Source organism: Pseudomonas sp. IT-P395 (genome assembly GCF_949767675.1).
Taxonomy (GTDB): Bacteria; Pseudomonadota; Gammaproteobacteria; order Pseudomonadales; family Pseudomonadaceae; genus Aquipseudomonas.
This window is the reverse complement of sequence record NZ_CATKPW010000044.1, coordinates 253,985-272,027: the sequence shown is the minus strand read 5'-3', so window position 1 is coordinate 272,027 and position 18,043 is coordinate 253,985. Positions and strand designations below refer to the sequence as shown.

13 protein-coding genes are annotated in these 18,043 nt (G+C 59.5%); 12 read left to right on the top strand and 1 reads right to left on the bottom strand.

The genetic code is table 11. The features are described from left to right. Positions 1 to 2: 2 nt before the first annotated feature. Positions 3 to 2,648: a pyruvate dehydrogenase (acetyl-transferring), homodimeric type gene (gene aceE, locus ACM6IN_RS21650; RefSeq protein ID WP_007915682.1), complete on the bottom strand. Its 2,646-nt coding sequence runs from the start codon at positions 2,646 to 2,648 to the stop codon at positions 3 to 5. A gap of 384 nt (positions 2,649 to 3,032) precedes the next feature. Here aceE and glnE point away from each other — a divergent pair, with 384 nt between their 5' ends. From glnE to ACM6IN_RS21590, 12 genes are all read left to right on the top strand, one after another. Continuing rightward, positions 3,033 to 5,972: a bifunctional [glutamate--ammonia ligase]-adenylyl-L-tyrosine phosphorylase/[glutamate--ammonia-ligase] adenylyltransferase gene (glnE, locus tag ACM6IN_RS21645; protein ID WP_414916676.1), complete on the top strand. Its 2,940-nt coding sequence runs from the start codon at positions 3,033 to 3,035 to the stop codon at positions 5,970 to 5,972. A 310-nt stretch (positions 5,973 to 6,282) separates the two neighbouring features. Continuing rightward, a complete protein-coding gene (gene waaF / locus ACM6IN_RS21640) occupies positions 6,283 to 7,317 on the top strand; it encodes a lipopolysaccharide heptosyltransferase II (protein ID WP_414916675.1) in 1,035 nt (344 codons plus the stop codon). 1 nt (position 7,318) lies between these two features. Continuing rightward, positions 7,319 to 8,380 carry a lipopolysaccharide heptosyltransferase I gene (gene waaC / locus ACM6IN_RS21635; RefSeq protein ID WP_007915685.1) on the top strand — a complete coding sequence of 354 codons (1,062 nt, stop codon included), beginning with the start codon at positions 7,319 to 7,321 and terminating at the stop codon, positions 8,378 to 8,380. After that, positions 8,380 to 9,501: a glycosyltransferase family 4 protein gene (locus ACM6IN_RS21630; protein WP_095113469.1), complete on the top strand. Its 1,122-nt coding sequence runs from the start codon at positions 8,380 to 8,382 to the stop codon at positions 9,499 to 9,501. The genes waaC and ACM6IN_RS21630 overlap by 1 nt, the downstream gene beginning before the upstream one ends. Next, positions 9,501 to 10,307, top strand: a complete 807-nt coding sequence (gene rfaP / locus ACM6IN_RS21625) for a lipopolysaccharide core heptose(I) kinase RfaP (protein WP_095113470.1) — start codon at positions 9,501 to 9,503, stop codon at positions 10,305 to 10,307. The genes ACM6IN_RS21630 and rfaP overlap by 1 nt, the downstream gene beginning before the upstream one ends. After that, positions 10,307 to 11,041 (top strand): lipopolysaccharide kinase InaA family protein, encoded by a 735-nt coding sequence (locus ACM6IN_RS21620; protein WP_007915688.1) that lies wholly within the window; start codon positions 10,307 to 10,309, stop codon positions 11,039 to 11,041. The genes rfaP and ACM6IN_RS21620 overlap by 1 nt, the downstream gene beginning before the upstream one ends. Further along, on the top strand, positions 11,038 to 11,790 hold the full coding sequence (locus tag ACM6IN_RS21615; protein ID WP_007915690.1) for a lipopolysaccharide kinase InaA family protein: 753 nt from the start codon (positions 11,038 to 11,040) through the stop codon (positions 11,788 to 11,790). The genes ACM6IN_RS21620 and ACM6IN_RS21615 overlap by 4 nt, the downstream gene beginning before the upstream one ends. Further along, positions 11,790 to 13,241 (top strand): lipopolysaccharide kinase InaA family protein, encoded by a 1,452-nt coding sequence (locus ACM6IN_RS21610; RefSeq protein WP_007915692.1) that lies wholly within the window; start codon positions 11,790 to 11,792, stop codon positions 13,239 to 13,241. Before ACM6IN_RS21615 ends, ACM6IN_RS21610 begins: the two co-directional genes overlap by 1 nt. A gap of 124 nt (positions 13,242 to 13,365) precedes the next feature. Then, positions 13,366 to 13,701: a YceK/YidQ family lipoprotein gene (locus ACM6IN_RS21605; protein ID WP_007915693.1), complete on the top strand. Its 336-nt coding sequence runs from the start codon at positions 13,366 to 13,368 to the stop codon at positions 13,699 to 13,701. Between the two features lie 171 nt (positions 13,702 to 13,872). Next, the gene (locus ACM6IN_RS21600; RefSeq protein WP_007915701.1) at positions 13,873 to 15,627 is read left to right on the top strand and encodes a carbamoyltransferase; all 1,755 of its coding nucleotides are present in this window, start codon (positions 13,873 to 13,875) and stop codon (positions 15,625 to 15,627) included. Continuing rightward, the gene (locus ACM6IN_RS21595) at positions 15,620 to 16,528 is read left to right on the top strand and encodes a glycosyltransferase family 2 protein (protein WP_007915704.1); all 909 of its coding nucleotides are present in this window, start codon (positions 15,620 to 15,622) and stop codon (positions 16,526 to 16,528) included. Before ACM6IN_RS21600 ends, ACM6IN_RS21595 begins: the two co-directional genes overlap by 8 nt. Positions 16,529 to 16,581: 53 nt before the next feature. After that, positions 16,582 to 18,042 (top strand): hypothetical protein, encoded by a 1,461-nt coding sequence (locus ACM6IN_RS21590; protein WP_007915710.1) that lies wholly within the window; start codon positions 16,582 to 16,584, stop codon positions 18,040 to 18,042. The last annotated feature ends 1 nt before the right edge of the window (position 18,043 follow it).

Sequence of the window (18,043 nt, the reverse complement as noted above, 5' to 3'; positions counted from 1 at the left end):
CCTCAGCAGTCCAGTGGGTTGCGTTTTTCCGGGTCGATGCCGAACTTGACGATGGCTTCAGCCACGACTTTAGGTTCGATATCACCACGGTCAGCCAGTGCTTCCAGGGCTGCCAACACCACGAAATGACGGTCGACTTCGAAGAAATGACGCAGTTTCTTGCGGCTGTCGCTGCGGCCGAAACCGTCGGTGCCGAGGACTTTGAATTCCTTGGACGGTACCCACTGACGGATCTGCTCGGCGAACAGCTTCATGTAGTCGGTAGAGGCGATGACCGGACCTTTACGGCCGTTCAGGCACTCTTCGACGTAGCTCAGCTTAGGCTTCTGGCCCGGCTTCAGACGGTTGCTGCGCTCGACAGCGAGGCCGTCGCGACGCAGTTCGTTGAAGCTGGTAACGCTCCACACGTCGGCGCCAACGTTGAACTCTTCACGCAGAATCTTCGCCGCTTCACGGACTTCACGCAGGATGGTGCCGGAGCCCATCAGCTGTACGTGGTGCGCCGCATCGCGGGTGTCTTCTTCGAGCAGGTACATGCCTTTCTTGATGCCTTCTTCGGCACCGGCCGGCATGGCTGGCTGCTGGTACGACTCGTTCATCACGGTGATGTAGTAGAAGATGTCCTGTTGCTCTTCGGTCATCTTCTTCATGCCGTCCTGAATGATCACCGCCAGCTCGTAGCCGTAGGTTGGATCGTAGGTGCGGCAGTTCGGGATGGTCGCGGCCAGCAGGTGGCTATGACCGTCTTCGTGTTGCAGACCTTCACCGTTCAGGGTAGTCCGGCCGGCGGTGCCGCCGATCAGGAAGCCACGGGTACGGCTGTCGCCAGCGGCCCAGGCCAGATCGCCAATACGCTGGAAGCCGAACATCGAGTAGAAGATGTAGAACGGCAGCATCGGCTGGTTGTGGCTGGAGTACGAAGTACCGGCCGCGATGAACGAGCTCATGGCGCCTGCTTCGTTGATGCCTTCTTCAAGGATCTGACCTTTCTGGTCTTCCTTGTAGAACATCACTTGGTCTTTATCGACTGGCTCGTAGAGCTGGCCGACGGACGAGTAGATGCCGAGCTGACGGAACATGCCTTCCATACCGAAGGTACGGGCTTCGTCCGGGATGATCGGAACAATGCGCGGGCCGATTTCCTTGTCCTTGACCAGTTGCGCGAGGATCCGCACGAACGCCATGGTGGTGGAAATTTCACGGTCGCCGGAGCCGTCAAGGATGGCCTTGAGGGTGTCCAGGTCCGGAGTCGGCACGCTGAAGCTCTGTGCGCGGCGCTGCGGGACGAAACCGCCCAGTGCAGTGCGACGCTCGCTGAGGTAGCGGGCTTCGGCGCTGTTTGGCTCTGGCTTGAAGAACGGCAGGTTCTCCAGCTCTTCGTCCTTGACCGGGATGTCGAAACGATCGCGGAACAACTTCAGGCTGTCGACGTCGACTTTCTTGGTGTTGTGCGCAGTGTTTTTCGCTTCGCCGGCACCGGTGCCATAACCTTTGATGGTCTTGGCGAGGATGACGGTTGGTTGTTCTTTGTGGTTGACCGCTTCGTGGTACGCCGCATAGACCTTGTACGGGTCGTGGCCGCCACGGTTGAGTTTCCAGATCTCGTCGTCGGACAGATCAGCAACCATCGCCTTGAGTTCTGGCGTGTTGAAGAAGTGTTCACGGACGAACGCGCCGTCTTTGGCTTTGTAGTTCTGGTACTCGCCGTCGATGACTTCGTCCATACGACGTTGCAGGATGCCGTCGACGTCTTTGGCCAGCAGTGGGTCCCAGAAACGGCCCCAGATGACTTTGGTCACGTTCCATTGAGCACCACGGAACACGCCTTCGAGTTCCTGGATGATCTTGCCGTTGCCGCGAACCGGGCCGTCGAGGCGCTGCAGGTTGCAGTTGATGACGAAGATCAGGTTGTCCAGCTTCTCGCGGCCGGCCAGGGAGATGGCGCCCAGGGATTCCGGCTCGTCGCACTCGCCGTCGCCCAGGAAGCACCAGACTTTCTGTTTGCCCGGCTGGATGAAGCCGCGGTGTTCCAGGTACTTCATGAAGCGTGCCTGGTAGATCGCTTGAATCGGACCCAGACCCATGGATACGGTCGGGAACTGCCAGAAGTCAGGCATCAGCCAAGGGTGCGGGTAGGACGACAGGCCCTGACCGTCGACTTCCTGGCGGAAGTTGTTCATCTGGTCTTCGGTGATGCGGCCTTCCATGAATGCGCGGGCGTAAACGCCTGGCGAGGTGTGGCCCTGGAAGTAGATCAGGTCGCCGCCGTGTTCGTCGGTCGGGGCCTGGAAGAAGTAGTTGAAGCCGATGTCATACAGGGTCGCACTGGAAGCGAAGCTGGAGATGTGACCACCCAGGTCAGAATCTTTCAGGTTCGTACGCATTACCATGGCCATCGCGTTCCAGCGCACCAGCGAGCGAATGCGGCGTTCCATGAACAGGTCGCCAGGCATGCGTGCTTCGTGGGTTACCGGGATGGTGTTGCGGTAAGGCGTGGTGATGGCGTAAGGGAGCTGCGAGCCGCTGCGGGTCGCGAGTTCGCCCATACGGGTCATCAGATAGTGAGCACGGTCTTCGCCTTCTTTGTCGAGAACCGATTCCAGGGCGTCCAGCCATTCCTGGGTTTCGACGGGATCGAGGTCTTGCATGGCTTGCTCCAGGGCGGAAAGGCTTCCAGAATCGGTTGCCTGAGTTTGCGACTGGCCTTGTGGGCAGACGATTTAAAATTCTTGGATTGCCGATAGGTTGTTCCGGCGGCGTGTAGTTTTACTACAAATCTTCCGGCATTTCAGCCTTTCGAATGTATAGACGAGTAGTAAAACTACAGAAGAATGGCTTGTGGCCTCCGGCTGCGTTGTGAGAATAATCGTTAAGGTTGGTCTTTTGCCATCCGAAAAAGGTGAAAATTTGATGTTCGCTGCCAAAGAGAAAGAAATTTCAGCTATTTCTAACTTTTGTTCGACAGTCCTCCGGGTAGCGGCTTTTCACCAATCACTACAAGCGGCCATTTACACGCCGATCAAGGATAGACCATGACCCTGCCCGTGCTTGCCGAACTGCCCGCCATTCTCCTGCCGTTGGTCACTCGATCCGAGCAGTCGTTCCGTACGGCCGTCGCCGCGCTGGAAGACGATCACGGCCTGGCGAACTGGACGCCAGAGCGCTGGGCGCAGTTCGCCCGCGTCACCGCCGCCAGCGAATTCGTCATTGAACAGAGCGTTCGTGACCCTTTGATGTTGCTTGCACTGGTGCAGTCCGGCGAACTCGACCGGGCGTTCGCACCGGGTGAATTGTGCACGCAGATTGCCGCCGCGGTGAACGCAGCCCAGAACGAAGATGAACTCGGTCGCGCCCTGCGTCGTCAGCGCGCCCGCCATCAAGTACGGATCATCTGGCGCGATCTCACCCGTCAGGCCGATCTGGTGCAGACCTGCCGCGATCTCTCGGATATGGCCGACGCGACTATCGACCAGGCTTATCAATGGTTGTACAGCCGCCATTGCGAACAATTCGGTACGCCGACCGGCCGCCGCAGCGGTGAGCCGCAGCAAATGGTCATTCTCGGCATGGGCAAGCTCGGCGCCGTCGAGCTGAACCTGTCTTCGGACATCGACCTGATCTTCGCCTACCCCGAGGGTGGCGAAACGGTGGGCGTGAAGCGCTCGCTGGATAATCAGGAATTCTTTATTCGTCTCGGCCAGCGCTTGATCAAGGCGCTGGACCCGATGACCGTCGACGGTTTTGTATTCCGTGTCGACATGCGCCTGCGCCCGTACGGTTCGTCCGGCGCGCTGGTGCTGAGCTTCAATGCGCTGGAGCAGTATTACCAGGATCAGGGCCGCGACTGGGAACGCTACGCGATGATCAAGGCGCGGGTGGTGGCCGGCGATCAGGTCGCGGGCGCGCAGTTGCTCGACATGTTGCGACCGTTCGTTTATCGACGTTACCTCGATTTTTCGGCGATCGAAGCGCTGCGCACCATGAAGCAGTTGATCCAGCAGGAAGTGCGGCGCAAGGGCATGGCCGACAACATCAAGCTCGGTTCCGGTGGCATCCGCGAGGTCGAGTTCATCGCTCAGGCTTTTCAGTTGATCCACGGTGGTCGCGACCTGAGCCTGCAACAGCGTCCTCTATTAAAGGTGCTGAGTACGCTGGAAGGGCAGGGTTATTTGCCGCCGGCAGTGATCAGCGAGTTGCGCGAAGGCTACGAATTTCTCCGTTACACCGAACACGCCATTCAAGCTATCGCCGACCGCCAGACCCAGATGCTACCGGATGGCGCGCAGGATCAGGCACGCATTGCCTTCATGCTCGGTTTCGCCGACTGGGATGCTTTCCACGAAAAACTGATGTTCTGGCGCGGTCGCGTCGCTTGGCACTTCGCCCAAGTGATTGCCGATCCCGATGAAGATGAAGGCGCCGAAAGCGAAGTGGTGGTCGGTGGTGAATGGCTGCCGCTGTGGGAAGAGGCGCAGGACGAAGAGGCCGCGTGCCGGCAGTTGGAGGAGGGCGGTTTTGCCGATGCCAGCAAAGCTCTGAAGGCGCTGGCCGGATTGCGCAGCAGTCCGCAACTGCGGGCGATGCAGCGGTTGGGGCGTGAGCGTCTCGATGCCTTTATTCCGCGTCTGTTGGCGCAGGCTGTCGAGCATGCCAACCCGGATTTGGTGCTTGAACGCGTGCTGCCGCTGGTGGAAGCAGTTGCCCGGCGTTCGGCTTATCTGGTCTTGCTGACGGAAAACCCCGGCGCCCTGCGACGCTTGCTGACACTGTGTGCAGCGAGCCCGTGGATCGCCGAGCAGATCACCCGCTTCCCGCTGCTGCTGGATGAATTGCTTAACGAAGGTCGTTTGTTCAAGCCGCCCTTGGCGCCGGAACTGGCCGCCGAGTTGCGCGAGCGGTTGACGCGGATTCCCGAAGATGACCTCGAACAACAAATGGAAGCCCTGCGCCATTTCAAACTGGCGCACCGCTTGCGCGTCGCCGCCTCGGAAATTGCCGGCAGCCTGCCGCTGATGAAAGTCAGCGATTACCTGACCTGGCTGGCCGAAGCGATTCTTGAACAAGTGCTGGCCCTGGCCTGGCGCCAGACGGTGGCCAAGTACGGCACGCCGCTGCGCACCGACGGCACGTTGTGCGATCCAGGTTTCATCATTGTCGGTTACGGCAAAGTCGGCGGTCTGGAATTGGGCCATGGTTCGGACCTGGACCTGGTGTTTATCCACGACGGCGATCCACAGGCGGAAACCGACGGGCCGAAGTCGATTGATGGCGCGCAGTTTTTCACGCGCCTGGGGCAGCGGATCATTCACTTGCTGACGGCGCAGACCAACTCCGGTCAGCTCTACGAAGTGGACATGCGTCTGCGCCCATCCGGTGCTTCGGGGCTGTTGGTCAGTTCGTTGGGTGCGTTTGCCCGCTATCAGGAAAATGAAGCCTGGACCTGGGAACATCAGGCCCTGGTGCGGGCGCGGGTGTTGGTCGGTAGTCAGGATGTCGGTCAGGCGTTCGAGAAAGTTCGCGCCCAAGTGCTGGGCAAGGCGCGTGATCTGGCCAAGCTGCAACAGGAAGTCAGCGAGATGCGCGCGAAGATGCGCGATAACCTTGGCACCAAGAGCACCGCAGCCGGTACCGCAGCAAATGCCTTCGACGCCACGGCGCCGTTCGACCTCAAGCAGGACGCCGGTGGTATCGTCGATATTGAATTTATGGTGCAATACGCGGCCCTGGCGTGGTCGCACAGCCACCCGCCACTGCTGCGCTGGACCGATAACATCCGCATTCTGGAAGAGCTGGAACACGAAGGGCTGATGCCTGCCGAAGATGCCAGCCTGTTGCGCGAGGCCTATAAAGCCTACCGCTCCGCCGCCCACCGGCAGGCCTTGCAGAAGGACGCGGGGGTGATTGCCGGAGACCAGTTTGTCGAAGAACGGCGGCAGGTTTTGCGGATATGGAAAGAGATGGGGCTAAGCTGAAACGCAGATGTAAGAATGAATGCAAAACCCTGTGGGAGTGAGCCTGCTCGCGATAGCGGAGTATCAGACGACAACAATGTTGAATGTAACGACCCCATCGCGAGCAGGCTCACTCCTACAATGAATCTGCGGTGAGTCGCAGATGTGTGAACAGAGGCAAAACCATGTGGGAGCGAGCCTGCTCGCGATAGCGGAGTGACAGTCGACAGTCATGTTGAAGGTAATGACCCATCGCAAGCAGTGCCGCTCCCTCAGTGATTCTCGAGGCGGGGAGGCGTAAATGCCTCCCCGGTTCGTTTATGGAAACCACATGAATATTCTGATCGTTGGGCCCAGTTGGGTCGGTGACATGGTGATGGCGCAGACACTGTTTCAGTGTCTCAAGCAGCGCCACCCGCAATGCGAAATCGACGTGCTGGCCCCCGAGTGGAGCCGGCCGATCCTTGAGCGCATGCCTGAAGTACGCAAGGCCTTGAGCTTCCCGCTCGGCCACGGCACGCTGGAATTGGCGACGCGTCGGCGCATCGGCAAGTCCCTGCGTGGCCAGTACGATCAGGCGATCCTGCTGCCCAACTCGCTGAAATCGGCGCTGGTGCCGTTTTTCGCCGGCATCCCGAAACGCACGGGCTGGCGCGGCGAGTTCCGTTACGGCCTGCTCAACGACGTACGCACCCTTGATAAAGCACGCTATCCGCTGATGATCGAGCGGTTCATGGCGTTGGCCTATGAACCGAACGCCGAGCTGCCGAAGCCGTATCCGCGCCCAAGTCTGCAAATCGATCCGGTGACCCGTGAAGCGGCGCTGGCCAAGTTTGGCCTGACCCTTGATCGCCCGGTGTTGGCGCTGTGCCCCGGTGCCGAGTTCGGCGAGTCCAAGCGCTGGCCGTCCGAGCATTACGCCAAAGTCGCCGAAGCGCGCATTCGCGAAGGCTGGCAGGTGTGGCTGTTCGGTTCGAAAAACGATCACGCCGTCGGTGAAGATATCCGCGCACGCTTGATCCCGGGCCTGCGTGAAGAATCAGTCAACCTCAGTGGCGGAACCTCGCTCGCCGAAGCCATCGACCTGCTGTCCTGCGCCGATGCGGTGGTCTCCAACGATTCCGGCCTGATGCACGTTGCCGCTGCGCTGAACCGCCCATTGGTGGCGGTCTACGGCTCGACTTCGCCGGGCTTTACCCCGCCGCTGGCCGAACACGTCGAAGTGGTGCGTCTGGGCCTCGATTGCAGCCCGTGCTTCGACCGCACCTGCCGCTTCGGTCATTACAACTGCCTGCGCCAGCTGATGCCGGACGCGGTCAACGATGCCTTGCAGAAATTGCAGGGCTCAGTGGTCGAGGTTCATTAAGTTGCGGGTACTGCTGATCAAGACTTCATCGCTGGGCGACGTGATTCATGCGTTGCCGGCGCTGACTGACGCCGCCAGGGCGATCCCCGGGATCAAATTCGATTGGGTCGTTGAAGAAGGCTTCGCCGAGATTCCCACCTGGCACCCGGCCGTCGACAAAGTGATTCCGGTGGCGATCCGCCGCTGGCGCAAAAACATCTGGAAAACCATTACCAGCGGCGAGTGGAAACGCTTCAAGCAAAGCGTGCGCGCCAACAAATACGACTTGGTGATCGACGCCCAAGGCTTGCTGAAAAGCGCCTGGCTGACCCGTTACGTCAAAGCCCCGGTAGCCGGACTCGATAAAGGTTCGGCCCGTGAACCGATGGCCTCGCGTTTCTATGATCGCAAATTGGCCGTCGCCCGTGGTCAGCACGCCGTCGAGCGGGTGCGGCAGTTGTTCGCCATCGCCCTCGGTTACGACCTGCCAAAAGGCCTCGGCGACTACGGCCTCAACGTCGAACGTCTGGTCGAGTTGCCGCGAAAAAACGCCTTCGTGGTGTTCCTGCATGGCACCACTTGGGACACCAAGCACTGGCCGGAAAGTTATTGGCGTGAACTGACTGAGCGCGTCGGTTACCTCGGCGTCGGCGTCAAACTGCCGTGGGGTAGCCCGCAGGAAAAGGCTCGCGCCGAGCGGATTGCCGCAGGCTTCAAACACGCTGAAGTGCTGCCGAAACTCAATCTGGCCGGCGTCGGCAAAGTCCTTGCCGGCGCGCAGGCTTGCGTGGCGGTGGACACCGGTCTTGGCCATTTGGCCGCCGCACTGGACGTGCCGACCATTTCGCTGTTCGGCCCGACCAACCCGGGCCTGACCGGCGCCTACGGAAAATTGCAGATTCACCTGGCCAGCGACTTCCCGTGCGCACCTTGCCTGCAAAAGAAATGTACCTATCAACCGACCGCGCAGGATGCCCGTCAGTTTGACCTGAAGCGTGAACAGCCGCTGTGCTTCACGCGTTTGAACCCCGAGCGTGTCGCCAGCCGACTGAGCACGTTGTTAATGGCTGAGGAGCTGCGCTGATGCAATTGGCATTCGTCCTGTACAAATATTTCCCGTTCGGTGGCTTGCAGCGCGACTTCATGCGCATCGCCCTCGAATGCCAGAAGCGCGGTCATAAGATCCGCGTCTACACGCTGATCTGGGAAGGCGACGTGCCGCCCGGTTTCGAAGTGCTGGTGGCGCCGGTCAAGGCGTTCTTCAATCACCGTCGCAACGAAAAGCTCAGCGCATGGATGGAGGCGGATCTGGCCAAGCGCCCGGTCGATCGTCTGATCGGTTTCAACAAGATGCCGGGTCTGGACGTCTATTACGCCGCCGATGGCTGCTTCGAAGACAAGGCGCAGAACCTGCGCCATTCGCTGTATCGCCGCTGGGGCCGTTATCGCCACTTTGCCGAATACGAGCGCGCGGTATTCGCCAAAGACGCAAAGACCGAAGTGCTGATGATTTCCGAAGTGCAGCAACCGCTGTTCATCAAGCATTACGACACGCCGCTTGAGCGTTTCCACCTGTTGCCGCCGGGCATTGCCCAGGATCGTCGCCGCCCGGCGGATGCCGATGAGATTCGCGCCGGGTTCCGCGCTGAATTCAATCTCAGGGACGACGAACTGCTGCTGGTGCAGATCGGCTCCGGGTTCAAGACCAAAGGTGTCGATCGCAGCCTGAAAGCACTGGCTGCATTGCCTGCCGAACTGAAGAAACGCACCCGGCTGTTTGTAATCGGCCAGGATGACCCCAAATTGTTCCAGATGCAGAGTGCAACTTTGGGTCTGGGCGATAACGTGACGTTCCTTAAAGGGCGCAGCGATATCCCGCGTTTCCTGCTCGGCGCCGACCTGTTGATTCACCCGGCGTACAACGAAAACACCGGTACCGTGTTGCTCGAAGCGCTGGTCGCCGGCTTGCCGGTGCTGGTCAGCGCGGTCTGCGGTTACGCCCATTACATCGCCGAGGCGGACGCCGGGCGAGTGCTGGACGAGCCGTTCGATCAGGCGCAGTTGACGCAGTACCTGACTGACATGTTGCATGACGACGCTGCACGCGCGGCCTGGAGCCGTAATGGTCTGGCTTTCGCCGAGACGGCCGATCTCTACAGCATGCCGCAGCACGCGGCCGATGTGATTCTGGCGGAGCACGCTTAATGAAGTTGATGCTGGCTGAACCGTTCAAGAGCCTTTGGGCCGGGCGCGATCCGTTTGCCGAGGTCGAAGGCTTGCAGGGCGAGGTATACCGCGAGCTGGAAGCACGCCGGACACTGCGCACGGAAGTCGACGGTAACGGATTTTTCGTCAAGATCCACCGTGGCATCGGCTGGGGTGAAATCTTCAAAAACCTGCTGACCGCCAAGCTGCCGGTACTCGGCGCGGGTCAGGAATGGAAGGCCATCCAGCGTCTGCAGGAAGTCGGCGTGCCGACCATGACCGCCGTCGCGTACGGCGAGAAGGGCAGCAACCCGGCGGATCAGCACTCGTTTATCGTCACCGAAGAACTGGCGCCGACCGTCAGCCTGGAAGACTTCAGCATCGACTGGATCAAGCAGCCGCCGGAGCCAACGCTCAAGCGCGCGCTGATCGCCGAAGTCGCGCGCATGACCGGCATGATGCACCGCGCCGGCGTCAACCATCGCGATTGCTACATCTGCCACTTCCTGTTGCACACCGATAAACCGGTGACGCCGGACGACTTCAAACTGTCGGTGATCGACCTGCACCGTGCCCAAACCCGCGCGAAAATCACCCAGCGCTGGCGCAACAAGGATCTGGCCGCGCTGTACTTTTCCGCGCTGGACATCGGCCTGACCCGCCGCGACAAGCTGCGCTTCCTCAAGGGCTATTTCCAGCAACCGCTGCGCCAGATCCTGGCGCAAGAAGCGCCGCTGCTGAACTGGCTCGAAGGCAAAGCCAACAAGCTCTATGCACGTAAGCAGCGTTACGGGGATGCGCTCTGATGGCGGGTTGGACTCTCGAGTCGCAATACAGCGAGCTCGCCGATGATTTTGGCAGCCTCGAAGCCGTCTTTGCGTTGCAGGGCGAGCGCCTGACCCGCGACCCGCTGTCGGAAGTGATCCGCGTGCAGCGCAACGGCGTCAACTATTACGTCAAACGCTACGTCGGCGCCGGTAAAGGCTTGCGCCGCTACCTCGGCAAGCCGCGAGTGAAGATGGAATGGCAGAACCTCAAACGCTTCGCCAAGTGGGGCATTCCCACTGCAGAGGTGGTGGCCTGGGGCCTGGAGCGACGTGGCGCGGCGTATGATCGCGGCGCCATGATCACGCGCGAATTGCCCAACACCGAAGACCTTTCGGCGCTCGCCGAGCGCAAGGATCCGAAACTCAAGGATCGCGCCTGGGTCGATGGCGTCAGTCGGCAACTGGCCGGCTATACCCGGACGATGCATGATCACCGATTTACCCATAACGATTTGAAATGGCGCAACCTGTTGATCGATGAGCAGGCCCGCATATTTCTGATCGATTGCCCTAACGGCGAGTTCTGGCGCGGCTTCTGGCTCAAGTATCGGATCACCAAGGATCTGGCCTGTCTCGATAAACTCGCCAAATACCACCTGTCCAATACCCAACGCCTGCGCTTCTATAAGCAATACCGCCAGTGCGATCGGCTTGATAGCGCCGACAAGAAACGGATTCGGCACGTGGTGAGATTTTTCGAGGGACGCGAATGACTGATTTTCTTGCCGCTGAAGACCGTGCACTGCTCGAACGCCATGGTCTCGGCACTTTTGACGCACTGTGGGCCAAACAGCTTGAAGCTGTGGACGAACCCAATACCGCCCGTGGCGGCTGGAGCAGCGTCTTCCGCCTGGACGTGGAAGGGCAGGGTTATTACCTCAAGCGCCAGAGCAATTATCTGACGCGCACCTTGCACGCGCCTTTCGGTGAGCCCAGTTTTGCCCGCGAGTTTCGCAATATCAGCCGCTATCGCAAGCTCGGTATTCCGGCGCTGCAAGCGGCGTTTTTCGGTGAGCGCAAGGTCGACGGCGAGGTTCGCGCGATCCTGCTGACCCGGGCACTCGATGGCTGGAATGATCTGGAGTCGCTGTTGCAGCGTTGGGCGCAGCTCAGTGCCGCGCAGCAGTCGGCCATTCTCAAGGCCTGCGGATTGCTGGCGCGACATCTGCACGGTGTGCGTCAGGTGCACGGCTGCTTTTATCCCAAGCATATTTTTCTGCGCGCCACCGGTGACGGGTATCAGGCGCAATTGATCGACCTGGAAAAAACCCGTCCCTTGTTGTTCGGCGTGCGTGACCGGATCAAGGACCTGGAGCCGTTGCAACGCCGCGCGCCGGAATGGAACGAGGCACAACTGCGTGAACTGCTGGCGGCTTATCTCGATCAGCCCACTGACAGTTCGCTGCTCGACAGCTGGCTCGTCCGGCTGACCGCGCGCCGCAGTCACAAGGAGACGCGCTGATGCAATTGTCCGAGCTGGCCGCTGTCGGGCGAACCCCGTCACTGCCGCTGACCGTGACCCTGGCCGATGCGGCCGGGAGTGCGGATCTGCAACTGCTGAGTTTGCTGCGGGTGCTGCCAGGGCAACGCTACGTCGGCGCCGGTGTCTGGCGTGGCCGTCCGGTGCTGGCCAAATTGCTGGTCGGTGGCAAAGCCGCCCGGCATTTTCAGCGTGAACTGGAAGGGGTGCGCTTGTTAGCCGCGCAAGGCATGACGACACCCTTGCTGCTGGCCGATGGTTTGAAAAGTGACGAAGGTGGCTGGCTGCTGTTCGATTTCCTTGAGGGCGCCGAAAGCCTTGGCGATGCCTGGACCAAGGTCGAGTCGCTGCCGTTGCTCGCTGATGAACAGTCGGCGGTATTGGCCGAGGCGCTGGGCGCCATTGCCCAATTGCACGGCAAAGGTCTCTGGCAGGAGGACCTGCACCTGGACAATCTGCTGCGTCACGGCGGTCAGTTGTACTTGATTGACGGTGCGGGCATTTGCGCAGAAACCGCCGGTCAGCCGTTGTCGCGACAAAAAGTCCTGGAGAACCTCGGCGTATTTTTCGCTCAGTTGCCCAAGGCGCTGGAGCCGTTCACCGAAGAGCTGCTGGTGTATTACCTGTTGAGCAACAGCGAGCACGCATTGCCGCTGGAAGCCTTGCAGAAGCAGATCGACAAAGTGCGTCGCTGGCGTTTGAAAGACTTTCTGATCAAGGTCGGTCGCGAGTGCACGCTGTTCAGTGTGCGGCGTGGAGCGTTCGGTCTGCGCGCGATCCGCCGCGAAGAAGAGTCGGCCATGGTTCCAGTGCTGGATCAGGCCGATGCGCTGCTGGATCAGGGGCATCTGTACAAGACCGGTGGTGCGGCGAGCGTCGGCAAGGTTCAGGCGGGCGCGCGCACGCTGGTGATCAAGCGCTACAACATCAAGGGCTTTGCGCATTGGCTCAAGCGTTTCTGGCGGCCGAGTCGGGCCTGGCATTCGTGGCGCGAAGGTAATCGACTGGCGTTCCTCGGCATCGCGACGCCAAAGCCGCTGGCGGTACTGGAGAAGCGCTTTTTGTGGCTGCGCAGTCGTGCGTATCTGGTGACCGAGTTCCTGCCCGGGCCGGACATCATCGAACGCTTTGCGCCCTATGTTGAAAGTGGCGAAGCGCCTGAGTCGGAGCTGCTGGCACTTGACCTGTTGTTCGCTCGACTGATTGACGAGCGCATCAGCCATGGCGATTTCAAAGGGCACAATCTGTTCTGGCAGCACGATCGCTGGGCGCTGATCGATCTGGATTCGATGTGCCAGCACGGATCCGCCGGCAGTTTCGCCCCGGCTTATATACGTGACCGTGCGCGATTCATGCGTAATTGGCCCGAGAGCAGTGCGTTGTATCAGGTCATAGATCAGCGTTTACCGAAAAAAATCGCCAACACGGTCTGAGTCAAACCAGTACAGCAGTAGAGGACAGGATTGAGCGACTTGTCCTACAGTATCTCCAGAATCCATGAACTGTGTCCTGTGCAGTCCCGATGCTAATTTGCCCAACGACCTTGGAGGGCGAATCTTGACCATCAAACAGGCTGCAACGCTGGGTGTATTTTCATGGGTTCTGGCTGGCTGTGGCAGCACCATGACCGTATTGCAGGACGATGCCGACGTCGCCCGCGACATGCGCAAGCAAAAAACCTACTGCCAATCCATTCCGCGGATTTACAGCGGTCTGGCCTTCGACTTCTGCGTGTTGAACGCGCCTCCCGATCCGAGTGGGGTTCTTTTGCCATTCGTGCTTCTGGATCTGCCATTGTCCGGTGTATTCGATACAGTAGCGTTGCCCTATACGGTTTATCGTCAGGTCACCGACGGTAACCTTGCTATTTACTGGCGCAAGGGCGGTTATTGAGTAGCGGGGCGAGGTTTCTTCAAACCATTCGCCCTGGGGCAATCGCGCAGGGTAATTCCCCACTCGTTTACGCTATAATCCCGCCCTTTAGCTGTCACTCGCCCTGTGCGAGGGCACATCAATTTTCAAGGCGCATTGCGCCTGCACGCAGACTAAAGAGGCTAGACCCCTGTGGCATTGACGATTCTTGGCCTGTCCGGCGCCCTTAGCCATGATCCTTCAGCGGCCTTGTACATCGACGGCAAGCTGGTGGCGGCGGCTGAAGAAGAGCGCTTCGTACGCGATAAACATGCAAAGAACCGCATGCCCTACGAATCGGCGAAGTTCTGTCTCGAACAGGCCGGCATCAAGCCGTCCGATGTTGACGTGGTCGCGATTCCATTTGCCCCGATCAGCCTGTTCGGCAAAGCGCGCTGGCACTACGCCAAGCGTTACTGGTATGCACCGGATCGCGCCCTTGATGCGATCCTGATGGGCAACCGTCGCTACAAGCGCTACCGCAACAAGATTGTCTGGTGCCTGGAGCAACTGGGTTTCGATCCGAAAAAGATCAAGATCGAGCCGGTCGAACACCACTTGGCTCACGCCTCCAGTGCCTACCATTGCTCCGGTTTCAAAGAAAAAACCGCGATCCTCGGTATCGACGGCAAGGGTGAGTACGCCACGACCTTCTTCGGCTATGGCGAAAACGGCAAGATCCACAAGATCAAGGAATTCTTCGATCCTGACTCCCTCGGTGGCTTGTACGGTGCGATCACCGAGTTCCTCGGTTTCGAGATGCTCGACGGTGAGTTCAAGGTCATGGGCATGGCGCCGTATGGCGATGCCAGCAAGTACGATTTCTCGCGTCTGGCCTCGTTCGAAAACGGTGAGTTGGTGATCAACACCGACTACGCCAACGTCATCGGCCTGCGTCGCTACAAAGAGAAGGGCAAAGGCTTCTACTTCTCGCCGAAACTGATCGAGTGGCTGGGTCCGAAGCGCGAAGGCGACATCGCTGACGAGCCTTACATCCACTACGCCGCGAGCATGCAAGCGCTGTTCGAGAAACTGGCGTTGCAGATGATCGACTACTATCTGGGCGACGTACTCAAGGAAACCGGCAAACTGGCCTTCGCCGGTGGTTGTGCGCTGAACGTCAAACTGAACCAGAAAATCATTGCCCGCGACGACATCAAGGAACTGTTCGTGCAACCTGCGTCCGGCGATGCCGGCACTGCGGTTGGTGCGGCTGCCTACGTGTCCCACGCCCGAGGCGTGCCGGTCGAGAAGATGGAGCACGTCTATCTCGGCCCGTCGTACAGCAACGAGGACGTGATCGCCGCCTGCGCCCGTCATGAGAGCAAGCCGACCTGGCGCAAGCTCGACAACATGCCGGAACAGATTGCCAAAATCATGGTCGATGGTAATCCGGTCGCCTGGTTCCAGGGGCGCATGGAGTTCGGTCCGCGTGCATTGGGCGGGCGCTCGATCATTGGTTGCCCGAGCGTGGCTGGCGTGGCTGATCGCATCAACCACCAGATCAAGTTCCGCGAGCGCTGGAGGCCTTTCTGCCCGTCGATGCTCGACACCGTTGCGCCGCAAATGATCAAGATCGACCACCCGGCACCGTTTATGACCTTCACTTTCGAAGTGGCGGAAGAGTGGAAGACCCGCGTGCCGGAAGTCGTCCATGAAGACGGCACCTCCCGTGCCCAGGTGCTCAAGCGTGAATACAACCCGCGCTACTACGACATGATGAAGGCGCTGGAAAACCTGACCGGTAACGGCGTATCGCTGAACACCTCGCTCAATCGTCGTGGCGAACCGATGATCTGCTCGCCGACCGACGCGCTGAACATGTTTTTCGGTTCTGACCTGGAATACCTGATCATGGAAGATATTCTGGTCGTAAAAGCGGGTGTAAAAGGATACGAACTTGACTGAAACACTGATCAGCGTCGTCATTCCGGTTTACAACTATGCGCGAACGCTTCCACGTGCAGTGGAATCGGTGTTGGCGCAGTTGGATGAAGCGACCGCGGATCTGCTGGTCATCGACGACGGGTCGACGGACGATACGCCCGAGGTAGTCGAAAAACTCCTGCTCAAGCACGGCGGGCGTTTTCGTGCGTTGCGCAAAAGTAACGGCGGATTGTCGTCGGTGCGCAATCGAGGGCTGGAAGAGACAACCGGACGGTATCTGGTGTTTCTCGACTCTGATGATGAAATGGCGCCCGGTGCCTTGGCTGCACTTTCGCAGCACCTCGAAAGTAATCCGAACAGCCTGATGGTGATCGGCGCGCACTGGTCGGTGTTTGCAGACGGGCGACGCAGCTTGCAGGCGGCCAAGCCGCTGCCTGTGACGCCCCGCCAGCGCCTGCAGGGTTACCTGCTGAACAAGACGGTGTCGATTTCCAACGGTGCCTGTGCGATGCACCGCGATGTATTCGTTTTGGGTAATTACCCGGAAAATTTGCGCAACGTCGAGGACTTGCCAGTATTCGCCCAAGTGCTGGCGCGCTACCCCTGCACCGTTCTGGACGAGCCCCTGGCGCTGATTTACAAGCACGCCGACAGCATGCGCCATGATCTGCGCCAAAGCCTTGCTGCCGGAACGGAGCAGGTGGTCAGCGAAGTTTTTTCCAGTCGGCGGATGCCCGAGGAAATGTTTGATTTGCGCCAGGCGTTTATGGCGCAGCGTTGCCTGTCGTTGTTTCGCGACTGTTATTCCCATGGCGAGTACAAACTGGCCAAATCGTTTTACTTTAAGGCCTTGCGTGCAGACTGGCGGACGTTTTCGCGCTGGTCCTACACGCGCAAGGCGTTGCGGGTGCTGTTTCGGTAAACGGGTCGCGGAGACTATGCGGACCCTGTAATGGATGTCGGTGAGGTGGCTGGGTGAAAGGTAAGGGCGGCAAGGTGGGAGCTCAAGTCTCCAGAATCATCGACGAATATCCGGTTTGGCTGGCGTTTCTGGGCAGTGCGCTGTTATCGCTGATAGCGGTCATGGGCACCGCCACAGTGGGGCGTGATGCCGCGCTGTACATTGATATCGCGCAACAGGTCACCGAGCACGGGCCTAATGTGGCCTGGGCCGCTTTCGACTGGCCCTGGTTTTCCTTATTGCTGGCCGCTACTCATACCGTCCTGCATTTGCCGCTGGAGCTGAGTGCATATCTTTGGTGCGCGCTCTTTTTTGCCGGCACCAGCGCGCTGATGGTGGACTGCGTACGTCAACGGTCGGTACATCTCGCCGGTTGGGCTTGTCTGGTGGTATTGGCAATGCCGGCGGTGAATGCCTTTCGAAACGACATCATCCGTGAATGCGGTTTCTGGTTCTTCTGCACCCTGACACTCTGGCTCGCGCTGCGCTGGCAAGCCCGTGGCGGCTGGCTGCGGGCGGCATTCATTCATGTGGCTATCGTCGCGGCAGCCTTGTTTCGGCTGGAGGCTTTGCTGCTGGTTCCGGCGTTGGCGCTGTGGCAGTTGCCCAATCTGTGGTCGTCGAACCGGCGGATGCAGTTCGTTCAGTTTTCGCTGTTGCCGGTTCTAGGGCTGCTGGCTGTTTCGGTCTCAGGTGTGCTCCTGTCGGCGCGCGTGATGCTGTATCTGGACATGATTGCGCCACACAGCGTGTTTGCTTCCTTCCGGATGCTGTGCGATCAATTTGCCAATTCGCTCATCAACAAGTACTCCCAGGATGAATCTGGCCGGATCATTTTCTTCGGCATCCTGGCGACCATGACCATCAGTTTCGTGAAGCTGATGGGGCCTTTCGCCGTCCCCTTCGTCCTGCGACGCAACTGGGGGGTTCTGGGAATCTATTGGCGCGACTATCGCCCCTTCGCCTGGGCGGCGCTGCTTTATCTGGTGGTGCTGGTGCTGTTTTTCATCAAACAACAGTTCATGAATACGCGCTACCTGAGCTTTCTGAATCTGTTGTTTGTGCCCGTGTTGGCGATGGGGCTGGCGGCGTTCGTTCGCGACTTCCCGCGTTGCGGCAAGTGGCTGGTGGTTCTAGGGATGTTGGTGATGCTCTCGAATGTCATCTCTACCGGCGCCGGCAAAACCCATTATGTAGAGGCCGGGCGCTGGATGTCTGCCCACGTCGAGCCAGGGGCGAAGACCTATTTCGAGGATGGGCGGATCAGCTATTACGCCGGTCGCGGCTACGTGATGCCGGTGCTGACCGCAGAGGAAGCAATGTCGGCAGCTCACGCTGGCGACTATCAATATTTCCTCATCGAGGCCAAAGGTGACGAGCCTTGGCTGAAGGATTGGCTGGTGGCGCACAAGCTGCGCATCATCGAGCATTTCGCCAATCGCAAAGGTGCCACCGTGGTGATCATCGGACGCTAAG

Bases quoted from the DNA above. Each gene is read 5' to 3' on its own strand.
- rfaP (WP_095113470.1), top strand. From the start codon at position 9,501: ATGAAGTTGATGCTGGCTGAACCGTTCAAGAGCCTTTGGGCCGGGCGC.
- aceE (WP_007915682.1), bottom strand. From the start codon at position 2,648: ATGCAAGACCTCGATCCCGTCGAAACCCAGGAATGGCTGGACGCCCTG.
- glnE (WP_414916676.1), top strand. From the start codon at position 3,033: ATGACCCTGCCCGTGCTTGCCGAACTGCCCGCCATTCTCCTGCCGTTG.
- ACM6IN_RS21610 (WP_007915692.1), top strand. From the start codon at position 11,790: ATGCAATTGTCCGAGCTGGCCGCTGTCGGGCGAACCCCGTCACTGCCG.
- ACM6IN_RS21620 (WP_007915688.1), top strand. From the start codon at position 10,307: ATGGCGGGTTGGACTCTCGAGTCGCAATACAGCGAGCTCGCCGATGAT.
- waaF (WP_414916675.1), top strand. From the start codon at position 6,283: ATGAATATTCTGATCGTTGGGCCCAGTTGGGTCGGTGACATGGTGATG.
- ACM6IN_RS21630 (WP_095113469.1), top strand. From the start codon at position 8,380: ATGCAATTGGCATTCGTCCTGTACAAATATTTCCCGTTCGGTGGCTTG.
- ACM6IN_RS21615 (WP_007915690.1), top strand. From the start codon at position 11,038: ATGACTGATTTTCTTGCCGCTGAAGACCGTGCACTGCTCGAACGCCAT.